Here is a 25,558-nt window from a genome sequence, read left to right as displayed (position 1 = left end):
CCTGCGTTTTTCTCGTTTCCGCCCTTTTCTTTTCCCTAATCGTCCGGCGAATCGTTGAAAATGCGCAGCAAATCCGCCGTATCATAGTGTTTGCTTTCGATATCAAAGCAGCATCCTGCCGGCAGAAGCTTCATTACTTCGCTTTCCAGCGCGATTCTGCGTTTAAAATGGCTGACCATGCCTTCAAAGTCCTGAATCTGATGCGCTGCTCCATAGGGGGAACGGTTTAAATAATCGATCATCATGAGATACCAGACTTCTTCGCCTTCCGGGTTGACCCGCTCTTCTTTGATGGTCTGGATGCACTGCCTGATGTCCGGCGAAACGAGACGAATCAGCTTAAACGCGGATAAATCCAGCAGTGCCGCCAGCTCTACGTAAAAATCTACAATCTGCTGATCGCTGAACATTGCATACAGCATGAGTTCCTCGATGATATTCTGGAAAAACGAACATTCAAATACATTGCCGTTTGAGTGGAAATCCAGGAATCTCCGCAGGATGATTTCCCGGAATTCGGATGGATCCTTTCTCCCGCCGTAGACCTCAAATTTCTCCATGTATTCGTAAAAGTGGTAATTGCCGGTTTTTATTTTCGTATAGGGAACGATGTATTGAACCCCTTCTTTTATGGTGTTCCGTTCTACCTCGCCGCGCATATCCGCCAGATCGAGGAGGGACTGCCGGTATGCATCTTCGCTCATATAAGCGCACCAGGCCAGCTCGACAGGGGAGATGTCGCCCTCACGATATACGCGGTAGTCTGTAAAGTGCCGGGACAGGGTGTCTAACAGAGTCGATTTGCCGCTGCCTGGAATTCCCTCGATAAAAATGTTGTATGGTTTAGTCATAGTATGGTTCCCTCCTGTATGATTGTATCATACCATTAAAACAGCAAAAAAGGGAGGGAAAGTATTTATTTTACTGGAACCAGACCGGAGTTACATAGGCCCAGTGCCCATTGAGCTGCGAAACCTCCATGTGGTAAAAATCACCTGCTGCGCCATTGACATCCGTAAAGGTTTTCTCCACCGTATACTGAGATGCGCTGACCGCGGTATGCACCTTATATGCCTGGCTGTGGTAAGGCTTCATATGACCTGAAAATCCGGCGGTCATCAATTCCCCTATTGTGCGGGAATTTGTGCGGCCGTTGATATCAAAGCGGATTGTGGTTTCGGGTGTGCCCTCAATTTCCAGGATCACAGCAGAGGTCTGTGGATGGAGTGTGGAGAGGTTCTTAAAGGTTTCGCACTGCCATGCGGCCACATTGTCCTGGCAGGAGAGAATCCGGTTGTCCAGCTTGTTGATCTCATCCTGTGAGTCATCTTCTTCTGCTGAGGGGGCCAGTACGCTGCGCCCTCTGAAGCATGGCTCGATGTCTAATATCTTTCCGTCATCCACATGGGCGGTGCAGGTAAAACGGTACGGCTCATCCTTGTTATTTCCCCATCCGGTCTCCACTCTGACTTTAAAGCGGGTATCTGCCTTATCCGGTTTTAAGAAAAGTCCCTCTGTGATATGGATCGGCTCTAAATTTTTATAAATTACAATTTTATCAATAGGATAGCAGGCTTTCACAGAGTAATGAATCTCTCTGGGGGCGGAGGTGGGTTTCACGATTGAGCCCATAACAAAGCCGTTGATATCAAATGTACAGAGAATTCTGTCCCCGGTGACTGCGTAGGTGCGGCGGTTTATCATGGCATCCCAGATGGATTCCCGGTCCTTCTTATCGGTCAATACAGCCATTTTGCCGTCGCCGTAGGAACCGGGGTATCCGGCGTGATGGTCGGTAGAGCCTGTAAAACCAAAATGGTAACCCCTTCGGAGTCCCTCGTAAACGGTATTTCTGCTGTCCCGCGGTCCCATATTGTGATAATAGGGATAAGCGGCCGTTTCATTCATGGCGCAGCCATGCTTGGAGCAGACCTCTACCAGCGGAGTCACGCTTTCATCAAATTCATCCCAGTTGATTCCACGGTATCCCGGTGTATAACCGATGTGGTGGGCGACCGTAACAGATCGGCAGCGGCAGTCATCCTTTAATTCCTGGGGAGAACTGCGGTATATCAGAGGGAGTGTATCATCCGGGCTTACCAGATGATGATCTCCGTAATGCGAAGAGTGCATTTCATAAGCCTGAAATGTGACCAGCTCTTCGGAATTACCATCGGCCACAGCGCTCCTGACCTCCGGCCAGTGATCCTTCAGCTTTTTAAACCCTCTGTTGTGGAAATCAACCACAAATGCCGTTTCCTCAGTTCTTTCATGCATATCCGGCCACATGGCATGTCCAGTAACCGCGCAGAAGTCCAACTGATTTTTTGCTGCAGTCAGTGCGTTGTCAAGTGCTCCGTAGCCGTATGTGATGCCGCAGTGATTGTGAATATCGCCCCAATAAGTGTTCATAAGTTTGTCCTTTCTGAATAAAAAGAGTGGTTGTGGTCTGGATTTGGAAGCGCCTCCGGGTGAGGAACCCACTGTCCCATATCCTGTGTGTATGCCGTAATTCCCATGGCTGCCTTTATGCGTTTTTGAAATTCCTTAGCCCGTTCGTTCACTGCATAAGGATCACAAATGGAGAGCAGGCGGCGATGGCAGTTGCCCGCAGCTTCCTGAACCACGCCGTCGTTCGCCCGGGTCTCCAGTAAGTTTTCATTTTCCCCGGGGTCGGCCTCCAGATCAAAGAGCTGGGGACCGTCAGAACAATAAAATACATATTTGTATTTGTCCCATCGAATCATGAACATGCCATCCGGAATACCGTGAGCATGGTATTCACTGAACGCGAAGTCTGGATGCGCGGAGTCTTCACCGTGTTCTGCCAGTCCCATCAGGCTGTGCCCTGAGATGGAAGATGGCTGGGGAACGTCCAGAAGATCGCAGAAGGTGGGATAGAGATCCACCAGTCCGGCAGGGGAGGAAACCCGTCTTGCCTCGATTCCGGGGATTCGAAAGATCAGCGGAATATGAGAGGACTGCTCAAACATACAGCATTTCCACCACATCCCATGATATCCCATCTGTTCGCCATGGTCGGTGGAATAACAGACCGCCGTATGATCCCGAAGGCCCAGGGCATCAATTTTATCAAGAAGGATTCCCAGGCGTTCATCCAGTTCCTCGATGGCGCAGTGATACCCGACTAAGACTCTCCGGACGGTCTCTTCCGGTACACTCCCGCATTTAAAATAGGTTCGCATCCATTCCAGTGAAGGGTTTAAGGAGGTAAAGGGAGGTTTTAATTCTTCTGGTATCTCTGTAATTGCGGAGTTATAGTAATCCCAGTGTTCCTGCTTCACATAAAATGGAAAATGTGGATCTAAAAATCCTATGTACAGCATAAAATCTTTCTCATCCCGATGCTCTGTCAGCCAGGAAAGGCCTGCCTTCAGCACCCGGTCATCAAAGCTCTCCTCTGTTTTGATGCCGATGCGGTCAAACCGTTTTTCCGCGCCGATTCTTGCCAGCTTTTGATCTCTGAAATAACAGCCGATATCGGGTCTGAACATGTATCCCGCCAGGGCCTCATACGTAAATGCATAACTGCCTTCATGATGAAAATGTGTTTTTCCGATACAGGCAAAGGTATGACCGTTTTCCGTCAGATGGTGAGAGATACCCTTCACTGTCCCATCATATGGGGTTGAATTGTCCCAGGTTCCCAGTTGGTGTACATAGTCCCCGGTGAAGAAGCTGGCGCGGGCCGGTGCACATACAGGGCAGGAGGAATAAAAATTGTCAAAAACGATACCTTCCGCTGCCAGGCGGTCCAGATTCGGTGTCCTCAATATGGAATGATTGATAAAGTGCATCATTTCATAGGAATGTTCGTCGGATAAGATTGTAATGATATTCATGGCCGCCTCCTACCAGTAAGGGTTCCAGTCTTTTGTAAGCCGGGTCAGGGCTTCCACATAGAAATAGTCACCCCACAGGTTGCATTCATCGATACCATGATCGATACAGTCGTTGTAAGGAGTTTTTTTCCCGTAGACGCCATGAAGCAGCTGTCCGTTTGAACTCTCGGGGGAGGTGACGGCGCATAAGTCTGTCAGTGCCTTCATAAGCCTTTTGGCGGCAGCCAGATAAGGAGCCGCCTCCGCTTCCGGCAGGAACCGGCACATCTCCAGGATTCCGCAGACGGCGATAGCGGAAGCCGAGGAATCCCAGGGCTCGCCGCTGCCGTCTTCAAAGATGAAATCCCAGTATGGCACCAGGTTTTCCGGAAGATGAGTGAGGAAATATTCTGTCACATGCTTAAAGTCTTCCAGATATTCAGGGCTTCTCGTATAGCGGTAGCTGAGCGCCAGCCCATAGACGCCCCAGGCCTGGCCTCTGGCCCAGACAGAATCCGCAGAATATCCCTGATGCGTTACTCCGCGCAGCGGTTTCCCGGTTTCCGGATCAAAATAATACGTATGATAGGTGGAATAATCAGGACGGATAATTACGCTTAAGGCGGTGTCTAAGTGAGCTCTGGCCTTTTTGGCATACTCTGGCTGTCTGGTCTCCTCCGTGGCCCAATAGAGAAGCGGAAGATTTAGGAGACAGTCAATGATCAGGCGGTAGTTTTTTAAATTGTCCATAGCCCCCCAGGCCTGAAGAAACTGTCCTTTTTCATGAAATCGGGATTTCAGGCGGTCAGCTGCAAGGAGAGCCGCTTTTTTCGCTGTTTCATTTCCGGTGAGCTTATAGCCGGAGACGCAGGATAAGGAGTAGAGAAAGCCAAGATCATGGGTGTCGGTGTGATTGCCGGTCTCGATCCGTTCCAGGAAACTTTCTGCCTGCTTCAAAGCGGCTTCCCTGTATCGTTCATCTCCGGTATTTTCATAGGCCAGCCACAGTTCGCCCGTCCAGAAGCCGTTGGTCCATTGTTCGTTGGGGACGGGAGTATAGAAGCCGTTTTCAGAATAAACGGATTTAAACTGGCTGGTAAATTCGCTTAAGCAGCTTTCGGTCTGTCTGGAAGCCAGCTCCAGCGCTTTTTTCGTCTCATCCGGAGAAAGCTCCGGTTTTTTCATTAATTCTTCAAATGTCATAATTTCCTCATATTCCGGGGCGGCTGCAGGTGATATTTTTTATTTCCTGCAGCCGCCTCTAATGTATTTACATGCAGCGTGAGATTCTGATCAGAGGGCAGGGAAGCATTCCAGTGATAATTTTTCATCCATGGCAGGAGCCTGCTCCCGGAGTTTGGTCCTTAAGGAATGGAGACCCAGGCCGGAGCTCCACGTTCCATCTGTCACATCCAGGATGAGAAGATCTAACGTGATAGTACCAATATCCACCTTTTTATCTTCCGGTCCCAGAAAGGACACATCAAGAATCGGAGCCAGCATATCTTCGGAGCCATAGATTTCAGGGCATAGAGATGTATTCTTCCACAGTCGGATATCACAGCAGTCTGTCCAGATCCAGAGAAGCGAAACTCCGTTTTTTTCCATCAGAACCGAATAATTATTGAGAATGCGGCAGACAGTTCCAGGTTCTAAGTGCCAGCGCTGGATATGCGGCTTATCCCGGCGGTTTCCCCGTTCCATCTCGTCACGGATGATAAGACCGCGGGTACGGTGGAACAGAATCCGGCGGGTGTGACGGCAATACGTATAGGCATCATGGTGCGCTTTGACATAAATACCTTTGGGATCGGTCCAATACTCAGTCACCGGCGTATCCGGGCGGTAAACGCCCCATTTATTTGCATAGACACAGTCGGGCAGAACAGGCTCCCCATGGGCCAGTACCGTGTTATGGGAGGTCATGTTATACATATATCCGCGCAGTTCGCTGTTCATCCGTATGGAATGATACAGTTTGTCCGTGTACGGCTCCCCGATGAAGGCCTGACCGCGGAAGGTAAGAAACAGGGACAGTAAATCCATATGGTTATGGCCGGAACAGCCGCAGCCGGTCTTGGCGGACATGAGGATATAATTGCCGTCATGCCGGTAGGAGCTTCGACTGCAGAGAAAACCGGCTTTTGTGCTGCAGAAATCACGGGGAAGAATCTCCGGATCTGCGTCTTTCTGAAGCATTCTGGCGCGTTCCAGCTCTGTGCACATGGGGTGTGAAAGCATTTTTATGCCCAGCTGAAGGATTGGGTCTGCTAAGGGGCCGCCGTTGTCCCCCAGGGAAGGGTAGAGGGGGCCGGGCGGGGTAAGCATGGACAGAAGGGAGAAGGAAGCGTATATCTTCTGTTGGGATTCTTCATCCAGAAGAGGCACTTCATTTAAGTTAGCCAGATAAATGCCGCGAAACAGCATTTCTCCAATAGCAGCACCTGACCAATAGGCAATAGAATGCTCACTGTAACCACCGTCTTCATTGAAATCTTCTTTTATATGGCGGCAGACGATGCCGGCCCCTCTCTCTCTGTAAGCACGAAAATCAGGAATCTCAGGGAGCAGGATGCTGAGCAGGAAAGGAACCAGCCCTCTTTCCCACATGTGATGATTGTAAGGGCGGTAGCCATCCTCTTCAAAGCGCTTGAACTGAATTCCCAAAAACCAGATATGCTTCAGGAGATCAAAGGCTGTGTCGATGTCGGTCTCATAGGGAAGTCTGGTATAAAACAAGCTGATGAGAACGATGGTCAGCCAGCCCACGCTCATGGCATCCCGGTCCTCCGTATACTGGAAACGGTTGGCTCCGGCAGACGGATCCTCTACAATAAGAGGATAGGTCTCAAAAAATTTATGTACAAGCTCCGTGAAGGTAGCAATCACCTGTGTGTCGCCTTCCTCGTGATAAAGGACGGACAGAGCCTCGAAAAACTGTCCTCTTACAAACATATCAAGACTGTGACGGTGGCGCTTTCCCTGATCCTTCAGAAAGTTAAAATGTATCATATTTTCATAGGAAGGGCCTAAGTCCTCTGATCTTCTGGCACCCGGCAGAAGATAGCGGTGTTCCATCATACTGCGCCCGGATTGTAAGCAGAAGTCCTTCAAGCTGCCGCGCAGGCCCAGGGAAGACTGATAGGCGTATGGCAGTTCATCCGGCTCCATCCTCTTAAGCGGAAGGCTGCGGCAGTCATAAAAATAGGTCACCTGCGTTCTTTGCTCGAAGTACTTGACCAGCGCTTTTTTAGCCAGTGCTGCATTACCCCTGGCCCAGTTGTATTTTACCTCAGAGAGGCCGGGGAGATTAAGGTCTAAAGCTTCAAACAGCTGGTTGTCTGTGAGAAGTGTTTCATCGCCGGGGATATTATTCATGGCGTATTTCCTCCTTCTTCAGTTTATTGCCGCTCAGTATAAAGCGGAGAGTGTATTCCTTAAACTCACATACTACGGTAAAGCTGTCCCCGTTAAGAGCCTGGCGGACAGATACGGTCCGCTTATTCTGGGTAACCGGGTAGGGAACTGCTAATACGGCAAAGTAACATGTGCCGCTGCTGTCTGGATTTAAGCGGAAGCAGACTTGCCTGGAATCGTGGCAGATGTTGTTGGCAGTGGAGATTTTTCCGTCTGTTATGATGGTTTCGCAGTCGGCGCCTGCCGCAAGCTCGATGGAGGGGCCGTCATCACAGGAATAAAGGGAGCGGTCATCACCACACACCAGATGCGTTCTGTTTAAATGGTAGTGTACCTGTACTGTGTCATCCGGGGACAGACCGGTTACGTGGTCGATGATCAGGAGAAGACGGTTACCAATGAGGGCCAGATGGCGGACCGTCTGTGCCGGAGCATAATTTTCATGGCAGGAGGTAATGCAGGTAAGACCGGCTGCCTCCTGTACTTCACAGATGAAGCCCTCTCTCTGAGGGCCGTATTTCCAGGAACCCCTGTATTCCCACGGGTCCCTGTCATTTACCGTCAGACAGTTGTGGGAAGCTGCTCTTTTGAAACGGTATCGGTTTTCATCATCCTTATACGTATAAATGCCTGGATCGGAGATCAGAGGAAGGCCGTACGCGGTGAAATCAAAGCCTCCCGGGTCCATGTGAGCGTGGAGATTCTGCACGGGCGTGCGGCAGCCTGTCATGAGGCTTAGGGCCTGTTTATCCCAGGAGGAACGCAGATAGACCTGATTTAAGTCCTTCTGCCAGGCCAGAAGGGGAAGGTCAGGTTTTTTTGGATGCGCTTCCGCCCAGATTAAATCGTCCTTTAAATGCGTGATATCAGGAATTCTCCACAGATTATCCCTGATGACCTCATATATGGAAGAAACAGGATAGAAATGAGCGGCAGCGGCCAGATAATCCCGATTGCCTGATGCCATATAGCAGGAGACTGCGGAAAGGCACAAGGATTCCTTGTCGGCCGTATGGCTGTCTCCCCATGGGAAGTTGCCTCCGCAGGCGCGGGTAGCGTGGACTGAGTGGAGAAACATCTTGTGAAGCTTTTTGGTATATGCCTCCGATTCCGGCAGATGAAATTTTCTGGAGAATACATTGCGCATGGCAAACCAGAACACACATCCATTATGGTAGGACGGACATCCCTCGATCTGTCCCCCGCAGGGCGTACACTGGGCTTCCATACACCGGTCCAGCTCCTTTAAGGCATGATTTTGGTAAAGACTGCTGTTTCTAAGCTCCGGAAAGAGACAGGAGAAGGACAGCAGGCCCAGGTTTTCCATCAAATAGTGGTTGTGATCTGCCTTCGGCCACAGAAGCGGGGAAATATGATACAATACCAGACAGTGAACATAGATGCATGGAACCAGCTTTTCTAAAAAGGATTCATTCATATAGGGCGTTTCTGCCAAAAGTTCAATTACATAAGGCCATGTGCGGTAACCTCTGATTCCGGCCTCTAAGGCTCTCCAGGGGGTGAGTCCGTCGAAACGTCCCGGCACATAGTCTCCCTTCTCGTCAGTTAAGGCGGGGCAGCGTACAGAATCAATCCAGTCATTCACTTCTTCTATAACTTTTTTTGCATATGTCAAATCCCCGGTCAGGCTGTAGGCTTCGCACATGGTTTTCCAATGGTGCATACGGTTTAAATGAAACGTGTATTCATTATCGTTCACGGGATTTTCTGTCCATTCCGGCGGATTGCCGATGAAGTGGAGCGTTGGGCCTGTGCCGGGAAGTACCAGCCGGCCAGCCAGAGCTTCATCGGCCAGGCGCAGCGTGTCCACAGCCAGGTCAGGAAACTGCTCCCTGATGCAGCGGCCTCTTTCCAGGGCGCTTATCTGCCCGTTTGTTTGAAGAACTCTTTGCTTCAAGCCGGGTAACAGCGAGGCAGCAGTGGCGCCTTCTGTTAAAATGTCCTGAAACAGCGGGTATGTCTCTGTCATGTGATTTCTCCTTTTACTTTGTGATAATCTCATCCGGGTATTGGTTTTTTGTGGCCGAAGCCCAGTTCCAGGCTGCGCTTTTCAAAGCGGAGAACGGCTTCTTTATATTGGGGGGAATCGATAACGTTTATTGTTTCGGATGGATCAGCGGCAAGGTCAAACAAAACCCGGGGCATGTCCGGTCCGTAATACTGGTATTTTAAGTTTCCTTTTTTAATCATTAAGTATTCTCCAAGATATTGGCTGATACTCTCATCATCCCAGTCTTCTTCTTTGCCGGCCATAAGGCAGGATAAGGAACGGCTGTCGAGGCCGGCAGGAATGGGAATATCACAAAGCTGGCAGAGGGTGGCGTATAAGTCGCAGAGGTTTACATTAGAGGTTATCCGGCGCGGTCTGTACTCTGCGGGCCAGCGAATAAACAGGGGTACTCTTGCGCTGGACTCGTAAAACTTATGCTTGGCCCAGATCCCGTGTTCGCCCAGCATTTCTCCGTGATCGCTGGTAAAAACAATAATCCAGTCATCCAGATTCTGCCCGGCTTCCTCTAATTTATGGAGAATCTGACCAATATATCCATCGACTGTTTCGACCATACCATAGTAAGCGGCTGTAGTGCGCTGCACGTCACGCATGGTTACATCTTTTCCTATTTCCAGGTGCTTTGTATCCAGGTAAGGATGGCCGGACAGCTTCTGCTCGGGGCCGTATAGGGGAACCCGGTTTAAATAGTATTTAAATAAATCCTCGCTGCAAAAGTAAGGATAATGAGGCAGGACAAAACTCACCTTCAGCAGAAGGGGCTGGAGGGGCTGAGGCTTATCGTAATAAGGAGATTCGAAAATTTCCTCTATAATATCTAATGCCCCCTGCAGGGTGTATTCATCCTCCACCGTGTTTCTGGCGTGTCCGACGCCGGAACGTCTGACTTCCTTTGCATTGGTCCAGCGATGCTCTTCCTTTGATATCTTTACACGGGCCAGCTCTCTGGTATCTAATTCAGGCACAAAGGATTCCGTGATGCGGCAGTCCCGGCCGATTCGTCTCATCCAGCCCTGCATCTGGTCAGGGCCGTTGTGATGCAGCTTTCCGCAGCAAACCGTATTGTAAGCATGTTCTGAAAAGGTACGGGCAAACGTGGGGTAGAAGGGCGGCAAGTCTTCCCCGAATATCTGGCAGCCGCAGGTTCGCGGCAGCTGGCCGCTCATCAGGCACTGGCGCGCCGGAATACATACCGGAGAAGGCGTATAGGCGTGATCAAATACGACGCTGTCTTTTGCCAGACGGTCCAGGTTCGGGGTCCTGATCACTGTGTTTCCTGCGAAACCCGTTAAGTCCGGCCGGTGTTCGTCAGTCATGAGAAACAGAATATTGGGTCGCCGTGAGTTCATGGTTTATTTTTTCCTTTACAAAATTTTTTTTAAACTGAGTTTATTATAAGGATAGGGAAAATTAGGTTCAACGGCACTTTTTTGTAAAATACCAAATTTTTGTGAATCGTGCGTAAGAAAATTTAAAAAATGGGTTCTTAAGGACTTAAAAATAGAGGATAAAATGGCAGATAAAGCAGAAATGATAATAAACTGACAGCAGGAATGCTGTAAACATGTGGATTTTTGCAGATCACAAGTTAAATACAGAAGCCACAAAAAAGTGGTATTTTTCAAATTTTTACAGATTGTCAATCGGAAATGTCTGTGGTAGCATGTACCCAGAATCAAGCGCGTTTGGAACTCAAGCACTTTACATTTAAAAGGAGAGTATGATTATGAAGAGATCAAAACGGCTCATAGCCGGATTCATGGTATCTGTAATGGCAGCGTCAGCACTGGCCGGCTGTTCTTCCTCAAAGAATACGGCGAAGGAAACGGAGCAGACACAGTCACAGACTGCAGAAGATCAAAAGGGAGAGACCCGGAAGGAGGAAACTACAGCGGCAGAAAAAGGCGAGCCGGTAGAGATGGAATGGCTGGTAGGGCAGACCTCCTCTGAAGTAGATGATGACGCGGAAGTAGTGAAAGCGATTGAAGAGCGTTTCAATATTGATTTAAAGGCATGGTACGTGGATTCCAATAAATTCTGGGAGAACTTAAATGTAAGGTTCGCAGGAGGGGAAATGCCTGACGTACTGGTTATCGATAACTTAAGTCAGCTTCCGGCATTTGTTGATGGTGGGATCATCGGAGAGATTCCCATCGAAGAGATCCGGGAAAAGGCTCCTAATTACACAAAGACAGCGGATGCCAATGATGACGGTTCCCTCTGGAGTACCATGATCTATAACGGAAAGAATTACGGTATCGTAAATCCCATGGACGCGGTTCCCATGGCTATGTTCTGGAGAAAAGACTGGCTGGACAAGCTGGGCCTTGAAGTCCCGGAGACATTGGAGGATTACGAGAAAGTATTGACCGCATTTGTGGAGCAGGATCCTGACGGAAATGGAAAGAAGGACACGGCTGGTATGGCAGAAAGGGCATTCGGCGCAGTATTCGGCGCTTATGGAATGCGCTGTGTGACCGGAGGCGGAACCGGATTTAAAGTAGAGGAAATGCAGCTGGGCGAAGATAATGTACCGTTTTTCCCATATATACGCCCGGAAGCGAAAGAAGCGCTTACCACGCTTCATGACTGGTATACCAAGGGTCTGATCGACAAGGAATTCATTACAGGCGAGAACCATGGCGGATATGCATGGCTGTCTCATTCTTTTATGAATGGAAAGATCGGTCTGACCTCTGCCCAGCCGTATCACTACTTAAATGCCAGTACAGATACGACGGATGAGAACAACTGGGGCGTCTGCATGAAGGAGTTAAAGGGCTTAAATCCCGACGCGGATATCGTGATTGGGCCGGCTCCTGTCGGGCCGGAGGGAAAGTCCGGAACAGAAGGCTGGAACTTAACAGGCCGTCTGACCTGTTTAACCACAAAGGGAGTCAGTGATCCCCGCAAGGTAGATGCATTCCTGGCTATGTTAGATGCATATTATTCCGATATGGATTATGCAAAGATGGTAAACTACGGGCTGGAAGGCAAGCATTTCAAGACCACACCGCAGGGACCTGTCAGAATAATGGAGGGTACAGAGCTGCGTAAAGAAGGCGTGCTTCAGGTAGATTTCGGCAGTACTGTAAACTTCGCACAGGAAGTAACACCACAGAAGACGAAATTCGGGCATGAAGTGACCGGTAACGGCTATTACCGTTTTAATGCGCCTCCGGTTGAGGAATTCTCTGAGGTTATCGCGACGCTGGATACCCTTACGGAGCAGGCATATTTCGATATGATCACAGGCACAAAGCCGATCGACTATTTCGATACATTTGTGGAAGAGTTTAAGAAAGCAGGCGGCGAAGCGGCAGAAAAGGCCGTACAGAAGGCATATGCCGAGAAGCTTGCCGCGGCAAAATAATGAATTGAAGCAGACATGGGGGCGCTCAGATAAATTTTTCATTTGCGCTCCCTTCTTTTTTCATGGAGGTACTTAAATGACATCAGAAGCACGAAAGGGCAAGACGGAGAAAAAAGGCTTTCTCTACAATATGACCCACTATAAAGAGTATTATATTATGCTGATTCCAGGAATCCTGTTTTTTCTGGTATTCTGCTATGGCCCCATGTATGGACTGGTCATCGCATTTCAGAACTATTATCCCTTAAAAGGTATCAGCGGCAGCCCGTTTGTGGGACTAAAGCATTTTAGAGCGCTGTTCACCGATCCATTTTTTCTTTCCGTACTGAAGAATACGCTGGTCATCAGCTTTTATAAGCTTTTAATCTGTTTCCCGGCCCCGATCGTACTCTGCCTGATATTAAATGAGATTAAGGCTCCGCGGTTCAAAAAGTTCGCTCAATCGGTCTCTTATCTCCCTCATTTCGTTTCATGGGTCGTGGTATCGGGCATTATCATTGAGTTTTTATCTCCGTCTAGAGGGCCAATTAATATACTGCTTCAGAACCTGGGCATTGATCCCATCTTCTTTGTAGCTGAGCCAAGATGTTTCCGCGGCGTTCTGGTTATGTCTGATTTGTGGAAATCCATAGGCTGGGGCTCCATTGTCTATCTAGCCGCCGTTACAGCGGTAGATCCCACGCTCTATGAAGCGGCGGAAATGGACGGAGCGGGCAGAATTAAAAAGATTATCCATGTGACACTGCCGGCGCTGGCGCCTATTATCACCGTTATGCTCATCATGGAATCCGGTAAGATATTAAATGACAGCTTTGAGCAGGTATACAACTTCCTGACACCCAGTACCTATTCCGTTGGCGACGTAATTTCTACCTTTGTATACCGGATGGGTATTCAGAAGATGCAGTACAGCTTTACCACTGCGGTAGATCTGTTTAAAAATACCATCTCATTTATTCTTGTCATACTGACCAATTATGTGGCCGGAAAAACAAATGATTATGCGTTATGGTAAAGGGGGAGAACGATGAAAAAAGATAATAACAGCGGCGAAGACAGAGGCATAAACGTCAGAAAACACAAAAGGAGTATGGAAGACTGGGCAGTAGACTGTTTTGCCTACGGCATGGCGGCATTTTTAATGATATCCATTATCCTTCCCTTCATGCAGGTGGTGACAATCTCCATGAGTCCTGCTTCCGTCGTAAACGCGACGGGCTTCCATTTGTTTCCGACGAAATTTGACTTCTCGGGCTACCGCAAGATTGCAACTGACAGCAATTTCTGGCACAGCTATTTTATCACGATTATGAGAACTGTTATAGGAACCGGCTGTGGTGTACTGATCACGGTCATGACGGCCTATCCGCTGTCGAAACTAAACCTTCCCTACCGGAGGGGCCTCATGCTTTTTGTGGTGTTTACCATGTACTTTTCAGGCGGAATGATTCCTAAATATCTGTTGATTAAGAATCTCCACCTGACCAACAATTTTCTGGTTTATATTCTTCCCTGTATGATGACAGGCTTTGCCCTCATCATCACCAGAAACTTTTTTATGAGTATACCGGGAGAACTGGAGGAATCGGCAAAGATAGACGGAGCCACGCCCTTTATGGTCCTATTTCGCATTTATCTGCCTTTATCCAAGCCGGTTATGGCTACAATTTCGTTATGGTATTGTGTTCAGCACTGGAATTCCTGGATGGACAACATGCTCTATGTGACGAAAACCGGTCTTTATGTCCTTCAGTATGTCCTTCAGACGATACTGACCAATGGACAGACGGCCGATATGGAGGCAATGGTAGATGTGGTGGTGCATACGGAGACCATGAAGATGGCGGCACTGGTGTTGTCTCTGCTTCCCATTGTGTGCACCTATCCATTCCTGCAGAAGTATTTTGTAAAAGGAATGATGGTGGGGTCCGTCAAAGGTTAACAAAGATATTGGAGGACTTACCATGGGGGCTAAAAGATATTCGATTTTTTACATACTTTTGTGCATTAATCTTTGCAGTATCACAATTCTCTCTGCGTTCAATTACTTTGTTTTTCATGATATGAACAGCAAAGTATATCTGGAAAGCTTTATCGATTACAATAAGCGTGTTACCAATCTGGCCTTTCGAAATATAGACAAGCAGATTATGGAATCTCTGGTGGATATTCCACAGCTTTATTTTTCAGATGCGAGGTTAAATGAGCCTGTCCTGCTTCCTCAGAAACGTTCTATCATCGATTCGCCGAAGGCGATTACCGATTTGGTAGGAAAACTGGAGGAGATCAGAAAGGTGTATCCGTATGTGGTGAGTATGGACATCTATTATGAAGGAACCGGAACCATCGTGACAGGATTTAATAAAATACACTTTCCATTGGACGAAAAGGAGGTAAACCAGTATCTTCCATGGTATTTTGAATTTGAGAAGATGGGCGCAGACCAGTACTTTTTTGAACTGTCTGACGGAGTATATCCCTCCAGAGAACCGGTTCTTACCTATGTGAAAAAAATCTTTGGTCTGAAAGGCAGGGGGCAGACCATTGTGGCCGCTTTTCATATCTCTCCAGGCAGTTTTCAGGAATATATTGACGAAAGCAAGGGATGCTTTGTACTGGCGGCTGAGGATGGAAGAATTCTTTATCAGTCCGGTTCTGACAAGGGGAGAAGTCAGGAAGTTCTGGATAATCTAAAGGGAACCAGTACCTGGGAGGAGCCGGGGAGCGGCGCCAGGTCCGTGAAGATGAAGGTATCCGGTGAACCGGTGACTGTCTTTTCCAACGCCTTCACTTTAACTGGGCTGAGTTATATTTATTATATGCCGGATTATGCCTTTCTGGCGGATTATAATGTTAAGAGCCGGATTTTTCTAATGAATTTCGGTATTTCTATACTGTTCAATATTCTGGTGTTGGCAGGAATCTCTTATCTCAACTGTTCCGTGTACCATAAGCGCGTCCTGGTAGTATCCAAACAGGCCGGAATTACCATAGGAGAGGACAGACGAAGCTTCGACAGCTCCCTTACGGTGCTGACGGATACCATATCGGGGCTTAATGAGACTGTGAAGTCATCGGAGGAGGTGCTTCAGCAGAATTCTCTGCGTTCCCTGATCTTAAACCGTAAATCGGATCAGGCTTATGGAACGCTCTTTTCCGGCTGTCCATTCAGCAGAGTCTGCTGCTTTATTGTCTATCTGAAGGAAAGGGACTGGGAGAGTCTTCCTTTAACGGGAGTGCAGAGTGGGTACGACAGCCGCAGCGGCTGCGGAAGCTTGTTTCTGACGACCATGGATAAAAAAGAAGTGGTGGCGGTCATTGTATATGACGGAGATGAGGAGGAGAAGGAGGAGCAGATCCGTGCCGCGCTTTCAGAGAATTTTCGGCAGTTTGTAGAAATGAAGGGCTTTGTTTCAGGCGTTCCCTATGAATTGAATCAGGAAAATTTGAGAAAAAGCTATTTAAGCGCCAAAGAGGCCGCACGTTACCGCTTTATCTATTACGATGAGCCATTCTTATCCTGGGAGAAGTTAAAGATACCGGGAAGAAAAAGCAATGGCAGCCATTTAAAGATGTTTGCAGCTATTGAAAAGGATATTAACAACGAGAATATTCTGGATTTTAAATACCACATGGAAGCCCTGAAGGTATCCTTCCAGACCGGTAACTATGGAATCGACTACTGCCAGTCAACTCTGCGGGATTTAGTGACGCTGCTGTATCAGACCATACAGAGGCATCAGCTGGATATGTGGGTGGTCTATGGATACGATATCAGGGAATACTATAAGCAGTTGGCAGATATCGAAGCCTTCTGCGACTGGATGAACCGTCTGTGTGAAGTTCTCTTAACCAATATCCGGCAGAAGAAAAAGCCGGAAAGTGAGGATTTAAAGGCCAGACTGGAACAGATAATAGAGGAGCAGCTGGAAAAGGATATCTCTCTGGACTACCTCTCCGACTGTTTTTCACTGAGGCCAGATGTGCTGAGCCGTACCTTTAGGCAGCTGATGGGGAAAGGCTATACAGAATACATAAAAGAAAAAAAGTTAAACCGGGCGCTGGAACTGATCAGCCAGGATTACAGTATGAAGGACATCGCTTACAGGCTTGGTTACAGCTCGCCGCAGTATTTTATTAAAATATTTAAAGAAACTTATGGAATCACTCCTTATCAATATAAGAAGAGGCAGGATAAAAAGAAAGAGGGAGAATCAATCCTATGAGCATAGAGGGGGAGAAGAGAAATAATCTGATTATGATTGCTGCTGACCAGCTGCGCAGCGATGTGCTGGGGATGGGGGTGACGCCTAATCTGGAGCAGCTTATGGGAGAGAGCGTAATCTTTGAACGGGCCTACTGCGCCTGCCCTCTGTGCGTCCCGGCCAGGGGCGCCCTTTTTACAGGCACTTATCCGGGCAGAAATGGGAGCCTGATTAATGGCTGGTTTGGACCGGAAAAGGGATACTCCCGGGTGGGGGCGGCATTTGATAATCTCTACGATATGATGGAACGCCTGGATATGGAGTGTATCCACAGCGGTAAACAGCACTATTTTACAGAGGGAGAGCCGCTGGAGTGCCGGGCGGCGTCTAAGACGAAGTGGCTGACCACAGAAAAGACGTATAAGGAGTTTTTAAGAGAGGAGGGGAAACGTCAGCCGGGAGGGAAACGGTTCCGCACACCGGTACCGGAAATGCATGCCGGGAAATATACACGCATAAGCAATTATTCGAATGCGTCTACAGGGATCTATGAAGAGGGGAACGCTTACTATTTTGACGGTTATTTTACGGACAGGGCAGTGGAAGCTCTGCGGGAAGTGAAGGGGGACCGGCCTCTGTTTCTCAGCATGATGCATTTAGCGCCTCATCCGCCTTTCGATATCCCGGAGCCATGGTATTCCAAAGTCAGCCAGTCGGATTTTGAACTGCCGGAGAACACGGGAGTCTGGTATCCCCACCAGTCTCCCTTGCAGAAATACAATTTGACGGGAGTGATTGGAAACCAGTATTCTGTGGAAGAGTGGAAGGAAAGCTTCCGTGTCTACCTGGGGCTGGTGGCTTTATTAGATGACTGTGTGGGCCGCATCATCGGAGTGCTTAAAGAGAAAGGGCTTTACGATTCCTCTATGATTATTTTCACCTCGGATCACGGAGAGATGATGGGAGCACACTGTCTGTTTCAGAAGATGTGCATGTATGAGGAATCCGCAAGGGTACCGTTTCTTGTGAAACTGCCGGAGAGCAGGAATGGAGGGAGGCATATTGAGCAGCCGGTGAGTCACATTGACGTGCTGCCGACTATCTGTGACTATAATTCCATTTCTCCTAGGCATCTAATGGACGGCTGTTCCCTGCGCCAGCTGCTGGAGGACGGGACTGATACAGGAGACAGGGCTGTATATATCCAATATGACGGGAACGCCTCCCTGGGGAATTACAGTCGCTGCGTGATTGACGGAAACTATAAGCTGATTGTGGACTTTTTTAAGGATGAGATATTCCTGGAGGTGTATGATCTGGATCAGGACAGGCTGGAAACGGATAATCTGGTGTTTTATGAGGAATATGATGAGGTGGCAGAGAGGCTCATAGGTATTTTGGCAGAGCATATGAGAAAAATCAACGACAGCATGGTGCTTCCGGCTATGGATTTAAAGGAATTCCGAGAGAGATACCAGTAGGAAAGAACGTCAGTTACAACTGAAGTAAGGAAAGAAGCCGTGCTATACATATTTGCAAATCCCCCCGCATAAGATTGTAAAAACGTCCTAAGCAGGGGGATTTTCTTGAAGGAATATATTGAAGAGCGTGCAGTTGCCATAGCCAACTACATCATAGACTATCATGCTACGGTAAGGCAGACGGCGAAGAAATTTGGTATCTCCAAATCTACGGTACATAAGGATGTAACAGACCGTTTAGAGCACATCAATCCTTCCCTGGCAGCCCGGGCTAGAGTGATTCTCGACATCAACAAATCCGAGCGTCACATCCGGGGAGGCCTGGCTACGAAAGAGAAATACCAGCACAGGCTGGCCATGTGCAGCAAAGATTCAGACCAATAAGCTATGATGACTGCATGGAATACATGCGGGAGGGGACCGTTGTCCGGACCGTCACAGGAGTACGGTCCCGGACAGCGGTCTCTCTTTTTAGCCCGAAGCTGGTGAGAAGGGCGGTGTCCGCCAGTTCCATCTGTCCGGGTGAGAGCTGTCCTATGTACTCTTTTAAGCGGCAGCGGTCGATGGTTCTTACCTGTTCGAGAAGGATGGTGGAATCGCATTTTAAACCGCTTTCCTCTCTGGTTACCGGCACGTGAGTGGGAAGCTTGGCTTTGGTTGTCCTGCTGGTAATGGCCGCGACGATCACGGTGGGGCTGTGACGGTTTCCTGTGTTATTCTGTACGATCAGTACGGGGCGCAGTCCGCCCTGCTCCGAACCAATTACCGGTGATAAGTCGGCATAGTATAAGTCGCCGCGCAGCACAGGTTTTTCTTTATATTTATCTGATAAATGATTCATCATGGTCTCCTCCTGTTAATACATCTATGTCAATAATTTGCGGAAACGGTCCTGGCCCTTGGCGGTTGTCCGTCTCCTGTCGTTCTGTTTATGAGTATTTCCATTGGTCCGGAAGATAAACAGGTATTTCGATGAAAATTTTAGAAAAGACGGAAGGGATTACCTTTTGCAGACGGATTTTGGAAAATCTGCATATTCCCCGGCATGGACGAATAAGATAGTAATAATCAACATAAACGGGGAGAGTGCTATGAAGAGTTTATTGAACAGAAAATGGATGCTGTTCATGTGCCTTTGCATGTGGGTTCTGGTTGTACGGACACTGAGCGGGTGCAGCATGAGCAAGGATGACGGAAACAAAGTACGGGACCTGGAATTTTCCGTGACAGCGGAAGCAGATATTCCACAGGAGCTAAAGCAGATTATTGCCGAAAAGCAGAAGACGCCGTTCAAGCTGACCTACAGCGACGACCAGAACTTATACATAGTGGTTGGATATGGAAAACAGGACACCGGCGGCTACAGCATCACTGTGAATGAGCTGTATCTGACGGAGAACTCCATCGTACTGGATACGGATCTGCTGGGACCGGAAAAAGGTGAAAGCGGGGGGACGGAACCCTCATTCCCCTTCATTGTTATCAAGACGGAGCTTTCCGAGCTGCCGGTGGTGTTCCAGTAGCCAGGCAGGAGGAAATGCGGCATGTCTGAGAAGAGAGGCGCCAAACAGTCAAATGACTGTTTGACGCCTTTTTACTATCTTTAAAAGTATAGAATTGCAGGAGAAAATGTTTGCAATACTTGATGTTGACTGGGAAGAGGAACTTTAAATTTCTGGAAATTGTCCTTTTTTCTTTCCACATCATATGATATACTATGGTATACTGTTTCACTAGGAATTAAATGGAAGGTAAATGGAAAGAAAAGGGGACGGATCGTATGATATTAAAGGATATATGGCTTGATGTAAAAGCTGTTCAGGAACGTGACCCGGCGGCGAGGAACGCCTTAGAGGTGCTTCTTCTTTATCAGGGCGTTCATGCGCTGATCTGGCACCGGTTTGCACACTGGTTTTATAAGCATAAGATGTTTTTTGCCGCCAGGCTGATTTCACAGATCGCCCGGTTTTTCACACTGATAGAGATTCATCCCGGGGCGCAGCTGGGCCACGGGATATTAATTGACCATGGCTGCGGCGTGGTGATCGGCGAGACAACGGTAGTCGGAGATAATTGTACGATATACCAGGGCGTTACGTTAGGCGGCGTCGGCTTAAACAAGGGGAAACGCCACCCGACCCTGGGAAGCAACGTGACTGTAGGGGCAGGAGCCAAGATATTAGGGTCCTTCGAGGTGGGGGATAACTGTACCATTGCGGCAAACGCCGTATTGTTAAAGCCGCTTCAGGATAATGTGACGGCAGTTGGCGTCCCGGCCCGGGCTGTCAAGATCGACGGCGTGCCGATTCCCAAAAAGGAAAAGAATCTTGTGACCATGGATCACTACTGCAAGATGGAAGAGCGGATCCGGCAGATGGAGGAGACAATCGCGTCCCTTCAGGAAGAACTGGCGAGTGTCAGGGAAAAAGAGAACGCAGAATAGAGAAAAGCGAAAAAGCAGAAAAGTGAAAAAGCAGAAAAGCAGAAATGCAGAAATGCAGAAAATCAGAAAAGCAGACAGGAGCAGGCCGATCAGATGAAGGAACCAAAGACACGCTGCCAGCAGATCGAACGCAGCATTATCAAGAATTACCGCAAGGAAATATGGCGCCCCTTTGTGGATGCGCTGAATGAATATAAGATGATCGAGGAGGGAGACAACATTGCTGTCTGTATTTCCGGCGGCAAGGACTCCATGCTGCTGGCAAAGTGCATGCAGGAGATTCTCCGCCATGGAAAGATGAAATTCGGGCTTCATTTTCTGGTGATGGATCCGGGATACCATCCGGCGAACCGGCAGCTGATCGAGGAAAATGCAGCCCTGATGGAGATTCCCATCGAGATATTCGATTCCGACATCTTCGACGTGGTGATAGATGTGGATGAATCCCCCTGCTACCTCTGTGCGCGTATGCGGCGCGGATTCCTCTACGCCCATGCGAAGGAGCTGGGATGCAATAAGATCGCGCTGGGGCATCATTTTGACGATGTGATCGAGACGGTGCTTATGAGCATGCTGTACGGCGGGCAGGTCAACACCATGATGCCGAAGCTCCACAGCACGAATTTTGAAGGGATGGAGCTTCTGAGACCGCTGTATTTTGTGAAGGAGCGGGCAATTATCGACTGGAAGGAAGAGAACGGCCTGCATTTTCTGCAGTGTGCCTGCCGGTTCACGGAGGCCATCGCAAAGGAACGGGCCATGAGAGCCGAAAGTGCCGTGTCAGACGGGATGGCCGGCGGCGATATCGTTCACTCCTCGAAGCGTCAGGAGATGAAGGAACTGATTGAGGAATTTAGAAAGATCAATCCCAACATCGAAAACAACATTTTCAAGAGCGTAACCAACGTCAACTTAGACGCCTGCATCGGATATGTGAAGAATGGGGAGCGCCATCATTTTCTGGATGAATATTAACGTAATATTGGAACATGCACCTGCATAAACTTTCTTAAAGGAATATAGAAGGTAAGGCAGGTGCTTTTTTATGTTGGAGCTGGTGAAGAAAAACATACATATGAACCGTTGGAAAGGAAACGCCACGTCACAGATAACCCTCGACGATGATTTTATCGTTCCGGATACTATGGACGATGTGGATCAGGTCATTCTCGATTCCGGTGAAATCGTCATCGAATCCGTGAAAAACCAGGGAGAACGGGTCCTGGTGCGCGGGAAAATGGATTTTAATGTCCTATACAGGAAGTCAGAGGGAGGACTGCAGGCTCTGGGCGGTTCCATTTCCTTTGAGGAACCCATCAATGTGCCGGGGTTGGAAGAGAAGGACTATGTCCAGCTGGGATGGGATCTGGAAGATTTAAATGCCGGCATGATCAATTCCAGAAAGCTGAGCATTAAGGCTATCGTCACGCTGGAAGTAAAGGTGGAGACTCTCTATGACGTGGAGGCTGCCGTAGAATTGGACACCGGTATGTCTGGCGCAGGGGCGCCGGCCATGATGGGAGGCGTCAGCGATTTAAATGGAACGCCTCAGGTAGAGGTTCTGCGCCGCAATGTGGATGTGGCTGCGATCGCGGTGCGCCGCAAGGATACATACCGGATCAAGGAGAATTTACAGCTGTCCGGAAATAAACCGAACATCGATCACATTCTGTGGAGTGAGATGAAGCTCCGCGGTATTACCACCAGGCCGTTAGACGGCAAAATGGTGCTGGATGGGGAGCTGATGGTCTTCGTCATTTACCAGGGAGAAGGGGAAGACGCGCCGGTTCAGTGGCTGGAAGAGAGTATTCCATTTACCGGAGAGCTGGATCTATCCGAGGCTTCCGAGGAGATGGTGCCCTCTGTGTCGGTTCATCTGATTCACCGGGAAATTGAAGCGAAGCCCGATTATGACGGGGAAATGCGGGAGCTCGACGTGGATGCCGTCCTGGAGCTGGATATGAAGCTCTATCGGGAAGAGAGCATGGAACTGTTAAGCGATCTCTACTCCACGAACCGGGAGCTGTCTCTTGAGACGGGAGACGCATGCTTTGACAAGGTGCTCACCAAGAATATGAGCAAATGTAAGATTGCTGAGAAGCTAAACATGGATCACGCGGACCGTATCCTTCAGATCTGCCACAGCGAGGGCGTGGTGAAGATTGACGAGACGGAGGTCAAGGAGGATGGACTTCACGTGGAGGGCGTGCTGGAGGTAAGTCTGCTCTATCTGACTGCGGACGACAGCCAGCCGATTCAGTCCTCTGTGGAGGTGATTCCGTTCCATTATCTAATCGAGGCGCCGGGGATCAATGAGAAGACCATCTGCCAGCTGGTTCCGGGACTGGAGCAGATGAGCGCTGTGATGATGGGCGGCGGCACGGTGGAGGTGAAGGCCACGATCGCGCTGGATTTGCTGGCCCTTCAGCCGGTATGCGAGCAGGTGATCAAAAATGTATCGGAAGCCCCGATGGACTTAAAAAAACTGCAGCAGATGCCGGGAATTGTGGGCTATATCGTCCAGCCCGGAGATTCTCTGTGGAAAATTGCAAAAAAATTCCATACAACGGTGGAAACTATCATGACGACCAATGGGCTGACCGACAGTCTGATCAAGCCGGGAGACCGTCTGCTGCTGGTGAAGGAAATGTCATAGAACAATGGAACGTTTATGAGCGTGGGGCACAGCTTACGGGCTTGAATTTTCAAACACGCTAAAGCCCTGTGCTGCTGTGGGAAAGATCAAAAAGGAGATGGTGCGGCGTATGCGGCAGAATCTCCTTTTTGCTGGTATGAGGCGCTGCTAGTACTGCATTGCGTAATGCAGTACTGGTATAACGTGTCATAAGTCCTTTTTGGAGGACTTTGCAGCGCCTTTTTTCCTGCGCGGATTTTTCTCGCAGAAGGGCGGGAACTTCTTCTCTTTTTCGTGATGCTCTCTGCAGGCGCCGCAGTCGCCGTGGCGGGAGCATTTTACCCATTTACAGGGACAGGAGGCGCCTCTTTCATCATTTTTATTGTCCATGGCAGAAAAACGGCCGCTTTGTCGAAAGCATGCCAAAACGAAGCTTCGTGACTGGTTACAGGATTAATATGCGCAGGCTGGGCGGAGACATTCACGATGTAAACAGATAATTTACTGCAGTGGACGACAGGGCTGTGAACTGCGACGATAATTCCAGTGGATTTGGAAATTTAGTGTTCACACATCCGCCCCTTCTGTTATATAATATATTATAGCTATGCAGTACCCCAGACGGCGCCATAACGCATCCAGCTGGTGCTTGAAATAGATGACAGGGGAACATTCCTGGGCGGTAGTGACGTGATTGCAAGACGTGATTACCGTTTACATAACATGGATCAGGGCGGCAGGTGCAGGACGTCGTCCGAGCGGTTAGATGCGGCAAAGGTTTGAGTGATCGGGAATGTGAAATTTCAGAAACAGGAGCAACGGAAGATGAATTATACATATTTGTTGAAATGTGCAGACGATACACTGTACTGCGGCTGGACAAACCAGCTGGACAAGCGCTTAAAGGCGCATAACGAGGGGAAGGGCGCCAAGTACACCAAGGCGCGCAGACCGGTGTCACTGGCGTATTATGAGATTTTTGAGACGAAAGAGGAGGCCATGAAGCGTGAGGCCGCCATCAAGAAGCTATCCAGGAAGGACAAGCTGAAGCTGGTGGCTGACAGTCCGCTGTAATACTGGTACTGCACTGTGTGATGAAGGGTAAACCGGCAGAGGTATCTGGACAAATAAAAACCGCAGTTCTTCGCATTATTGGAAAAGAACTGCGGTTTTTATGTAATAGGAAGGTGCCCCTATTACATAAAAAGCCTTCCGGGCAGGAGGCGCACTTCGCGCCAAGGGAATATGGCTGCTGAAGCAACCGCGCTCCGGCGCGAGAGTACAGCGAGCCGGACTCATTGCTCTCTTATGCTACAAACTGATACATCATAATGTAGTGGCAGAGACTGCCGCCCATGACGAATAAGTGGAAAATCTCATGAGAGCCGAAATACTTATGCCTCGAGTTGAAGATCGGCAGTTTCAGCGCATAGATGATACCGCCCACCGTGTAGATGATACCGCCGGCCAGAAGCCAGCCAAATGCAGCCCGCGGAAGAGCATTGATGATCTTTGTAAATGCCAGGACGCATATCCAGCCCATGGCGATGTAGAGTACAGAGGAGAACCATTTGGGACAATAGATCCAGCAGGCCTTAATGACAATACCGGCTATCGCGATTCCCCATACCAGTGCCAGAAGTCCCCAGCCTGTTTGGTCACCCAGAACGATTAAGCAGATCGGAGTATATGTTCCGGCTATCAGTATAAAAATCATCATATGGTCAATTTTCTTCAGAATTCTGTTCACGTTTGGAGAAATATCCAGTGTGTGATAGATGGTGCTCGCCGCGTAAAGCAGGATCATACTGATGATAAATATGGACAGGGCAGCGAGGTGGAGCCTGTCGTCGGCAGACGCTTTTAAGAGAAGCGGTGCGGCGGCAAACAGTGCCATGAGCATGCCGATAAAATGTGTGATTGCGCTTCCGGGGTCCTTGATTTTAAATTTCATAATGTCTCCTCCTTGCCAATTAATGAAAATTATATGACATAGTTTTAAAAACTACTTGTTATCTTTTTATATACTATACAACTTGTGAGAGAAAAATGCAATGGATTTGCAAAAATTTTTAAGAAAATAAAGTACAAGAAAAAATAAGATTATACTGAAATAATTTAAAAAACAGT

At 48.7% G+C, this 25,558-nt stretch carries 21 protein-coding genes; 11 read left to right on the top strand and 10 right to left on the bottom strand.

The genetic code is table 11. The features are described from left to right. Positions 1-35: 35 nt before the first annotated feature. The 7 genes from H8S75_RS16720 to H8S75_RS16690 all read right to left on the bottom strand — a co-directional run bounded on the left by H8S75_RS16720 (position 36) and on the right by H8S75_RS16690 (position 10,640). The gene (locus H8S75_RS16720; RefSeq protein ID WP_187022612.1) at positions 36-851 is read right to left on the bottom strand and encodes a P-loop NTPase family protein; all 816 of its coding nucleotides are present in this window, start codon (positions 849-851) and stop codon (positions 36-38) included. 70 nt (positions 852-921) lie between these two features. Next, positions 922-2,412: a PHP domain-containing protein gene (locus H8S75_RS16715; protein ID WP_187022611.1), complete on the bottom strand. Its 1,491-nt coding sequence runs from the start codon at positions 2,410-2,412 to the stop codon at positions 922-924. Further along, positions 2,409-3,863 (bottom strand): sulfatase family protein, encoded by a 1,455-nt coding sequence (locus H8S75_RS16710; protein WP_187022610.1) that lies wholly within the window; start codon positions 3,861-3,863, stop codon positions 2,409-2,411. Before H8S75_RS16710 ends, H8S75_RS16715 begins: the two co-directional genes overlap by 4 nt. A gap of 9 nt (positions 3,864-3,872) precedes the next feature. After that, positions 3,873-5,045: a glycoside hydrolase family 88 protein gene (locus H8S75_RS16705; protein ID WP_187022609.1), complete on the bottom strand. Its 1,173-nt coding sequence runs from the start codon at positions 5,043-5,045 to the stop codon at positions 3,873-3,875. Positions 5,046-5,135: 90 nt separating this feature from the next. Further along, the gene (locus H8S75_RS16700) at positions 5,136-7,220 is read right to left on the bottom strand and encodes a heparinase II/III family protein (protein WP_187022608.1); all 2,085 of its coding nucleotides are present in this window, start codon (positions 7,218-7,220) and stop codon (positions 5,136-5,138) included. Further along, on the bottom strand, positions 7,213-9,249 hold the full coding sequence (locus tag H8S75_RS16695) for an alginate lyase family protein (protein WP_187022607.1): 2,037 nt from the start codon (positions 9,247-9,249) through the stop codon (positions 7,213-7,215). Before H8S75_RS16695 ends, H8S75_RS16700 begins: the two co-directional genes overlap by 8 nt. Before the next feature lie 29 nt (positions 9,250-9,278). Then, positions 9,279-10,640, bottom strand: a complete 1,362-nt coding sequence (locus tag H8S75_RS16690) for a sulfatase-like hydrolase/transferase (RefSeq protein ID WP_187022606.1) — start codon at positions 10,638-10,640, stop codon at positions 9,279-9,281. Between the two features lie 377 nt (positions 10,641-11,017). Between H8S75_RS16690 and H8S75_RS16685 the strand changes: the two genes are divergently transcribed. The 6 genes from H8S75_RS16685 to spoIIID all read left to right on the top strand — a co-directional run bounded on the left by H8S75_RS16685 (position 11,018) and on the right by spoIIID (position 18,734). Then, positions 11,018-12,664: an extracellular solute-binding protein gene (locus H8S75_RS16685; protein WP_055654546.1), complete on the top strand. Its 1,647-nt coding sequence runs from the start codon at positions 11,018-11,020 to the stop codon at positions 12,662-12,664. 76 nt (positions 12,665-12,740) lie between these two features. Beyond that, positions 12,741-13,679, top strand: coding sequence for an ABC transporter permease (locus H8S75_RS16680; RefSeq protein ID WP_207729164.1), 939 nt, complete (start codon positions 12,741-12,743; stop codon positions 13,677-13,679). 12 nt (positions 13,680-13,691) lie between these two features. Then, positions 13,692-14,606, top strand: coding sequence for a carbohydrate ABC transporter permease (locus H8S75_RS16675; RefSeq protein WP_055654548.1), 915 nt, complete (start codon positions 13,692-13,694; stop codon positions 14,604-14,606). 22 nt (positions 14,607-14,628) lie between these two features. Next, the gene (locus H8S75_RS16670; protein ID WP_187022605.1) at positions 14,629-16,890 is read left to right on the top strand and encodes a helix-turn-helix domain-containing protein; all 2,262 of its coding nucleotides are present in this window, start codon (positions 14,629-14,631) and stop codon (positions 16,888-16,890) included. Next, entirely contained in the window at positions 16,887-18,350 is a 1,464-nt protein-coding gene (locus H8S75_RS16665) for a sulfatase family protein (protein ID WP_187022604.1), read from the top strand. Before H8S75_RS16670 ends, H8S75_RS16665 begins: the two co-directional genes overlap by 4 nt. A 105-nt stretch (positions 18,351-18,455) precedes the next feature. Next, positions 18,456-18,734, top strand: a complete 279-nt coding sequence (gene spoIIID / locus H8S75_RS16660) for a sporulation transcriptional regulator SpoIIID (RefSeq protein ID WP_187022603.1) — start codon at positions 18,456-18,458, stop codon at positions 18,732-18,734. Between the two features lies 1 nt (position 18,735). Here spoIIID and H8S75_RS16655 read toward each other — a convergent pair whose 3' ends face one another. Further along, the gene (locus H8S75_RS16655; RefSeq protein ID WP_187022602.1) at positions 18,736-19,194 is read right to left on the bottom strand and encodes a type II toxin-antitoxin system PemK/MazF family toxin; all 459 of its coding nucleotides are present in this window, start codon (positions 19,192-19,194) and stop codon (positions 18,736-18,738) included. Positions 19,195-19,468: 274 nt separating this feature from the next. On the opposite strand from H8S75_RS16655, the gene H8S75_RS16650 reads away from it, so the two are divergent. The 4 genes from H8S75_RS16650 (at position 19,469) to H8S75_RS16635 (ending at position 23,449) form a co-directional block, all read left to right on the top strand. Beyond that, positions 19,469-19,873: a protease complex subunit PrcB family protein gene (locus H8S75_RS16650; protein ID WP_086022245.1), complete on the top strand. Its 405-nt coding sequence runs from the start codon at positions 19,469-19,471 to the stop codon at positions 19,871-19,873. A 257-nt stretch (positions 19,874-20,130) separates the two neighbouring features. Further along, a complete protein-coding gene (gene cysE, locus H8S75_RS16645; RefSeq protein ID WP_029467499.1) occupies positions 20,131-20,793 on the top strand; it encodes a serine O-acetyltransferase in 663 nt (220 codons plus the stop codon). 93 nt (positions 20,794-20,886) lie between these two features. Further along, on the top strand, positions 20,887-21,768 hold the full coding sequence (locus H8S75_RS16640; RefSeq protein ID WP_187022601.1) for a tRNA 2-thiocytidine biosynthesis TtcA family protein: 882 nt from the start codon (positions 20,887-20,889) through the stop codon (positions 21,766-21,768). A gap of 70 nt (positions 21,769-21,838) precedes the next feature. Then, the gene (locus tag H8S75_RS16635) at positions 21,839-23,449 is read left to right on the top strand and encodes a DUF3794 and LysM peptidoglycan-binding domain-containing protein (RefSeq protein ID WP_187022600.1); all 1,611 of its coding nucleotides are present in this window, start codon (positions 21,839-21,841) and stop codon (positions 23,447-23,449) included. A 186-nt stretch (positions 23,450-23,635) separates the two neighbouring features. On the opposite strand, the gene H8S75_RS16630 is transcribed toward H8S75_RS16635, so the two are convergent. Next, a complete protein-coding gene (locus H8S75_RS16630; RefSeq protein ID WP_187022599.1) occupies positions 23,636-23,818 on the bottom strand; it encodes a hypothetical protein in 183 nt (60 codons plus the stop codon). A 435-nt stretch (positions 23,819-24,253) separates the two neighbouring features. Between H8S75_RS16630 and H8S75_RS16625 the strand changes: the two genes are divergently transcribed. After that, complete coding sequence (locus tag H8S75_RS16625; protein ID WP_187022598.1) at positions 24,254-24,502, top strand: GIY-YIG nuclease family protein; 249 nt, start codon at positions 24,254-24,256, stop codon at positions 24,500-24,502. Between the two features lie 232 nt (positions 24,503-24,734). Here H8S75_RS16625 and trhA read toward each other — a convergent pair whose 3' ends face one another. Beyond that, positions 24,735-25,382 carry a PAQR family membrane homeostasis protein TrhA gene (gene trhA / locus H8S75_RS16620; protein WP_187022597.1) on the bottom strand — a complete coding sequence of 216 codons (648 nt, stop codon included), beginning with the start codon at positions 25,380-25,382 and terminating at the stop codon, positions 24,735-24,737. Between the last annotated feature and the right edge of the window lie 176 nt (positions 25,383-25,558).

Source organism: Hungatella hominis (assembly GCF_014288005.1).
Lineage (GTDB): Bacteria > Bacillota > Clostridia > Lachnospirales > Lachnospiraceae > Hungatella > Hungatella effluvii.
This window is presented reverse-complemented; position numbering and strand designations above follow the sequence as displayed.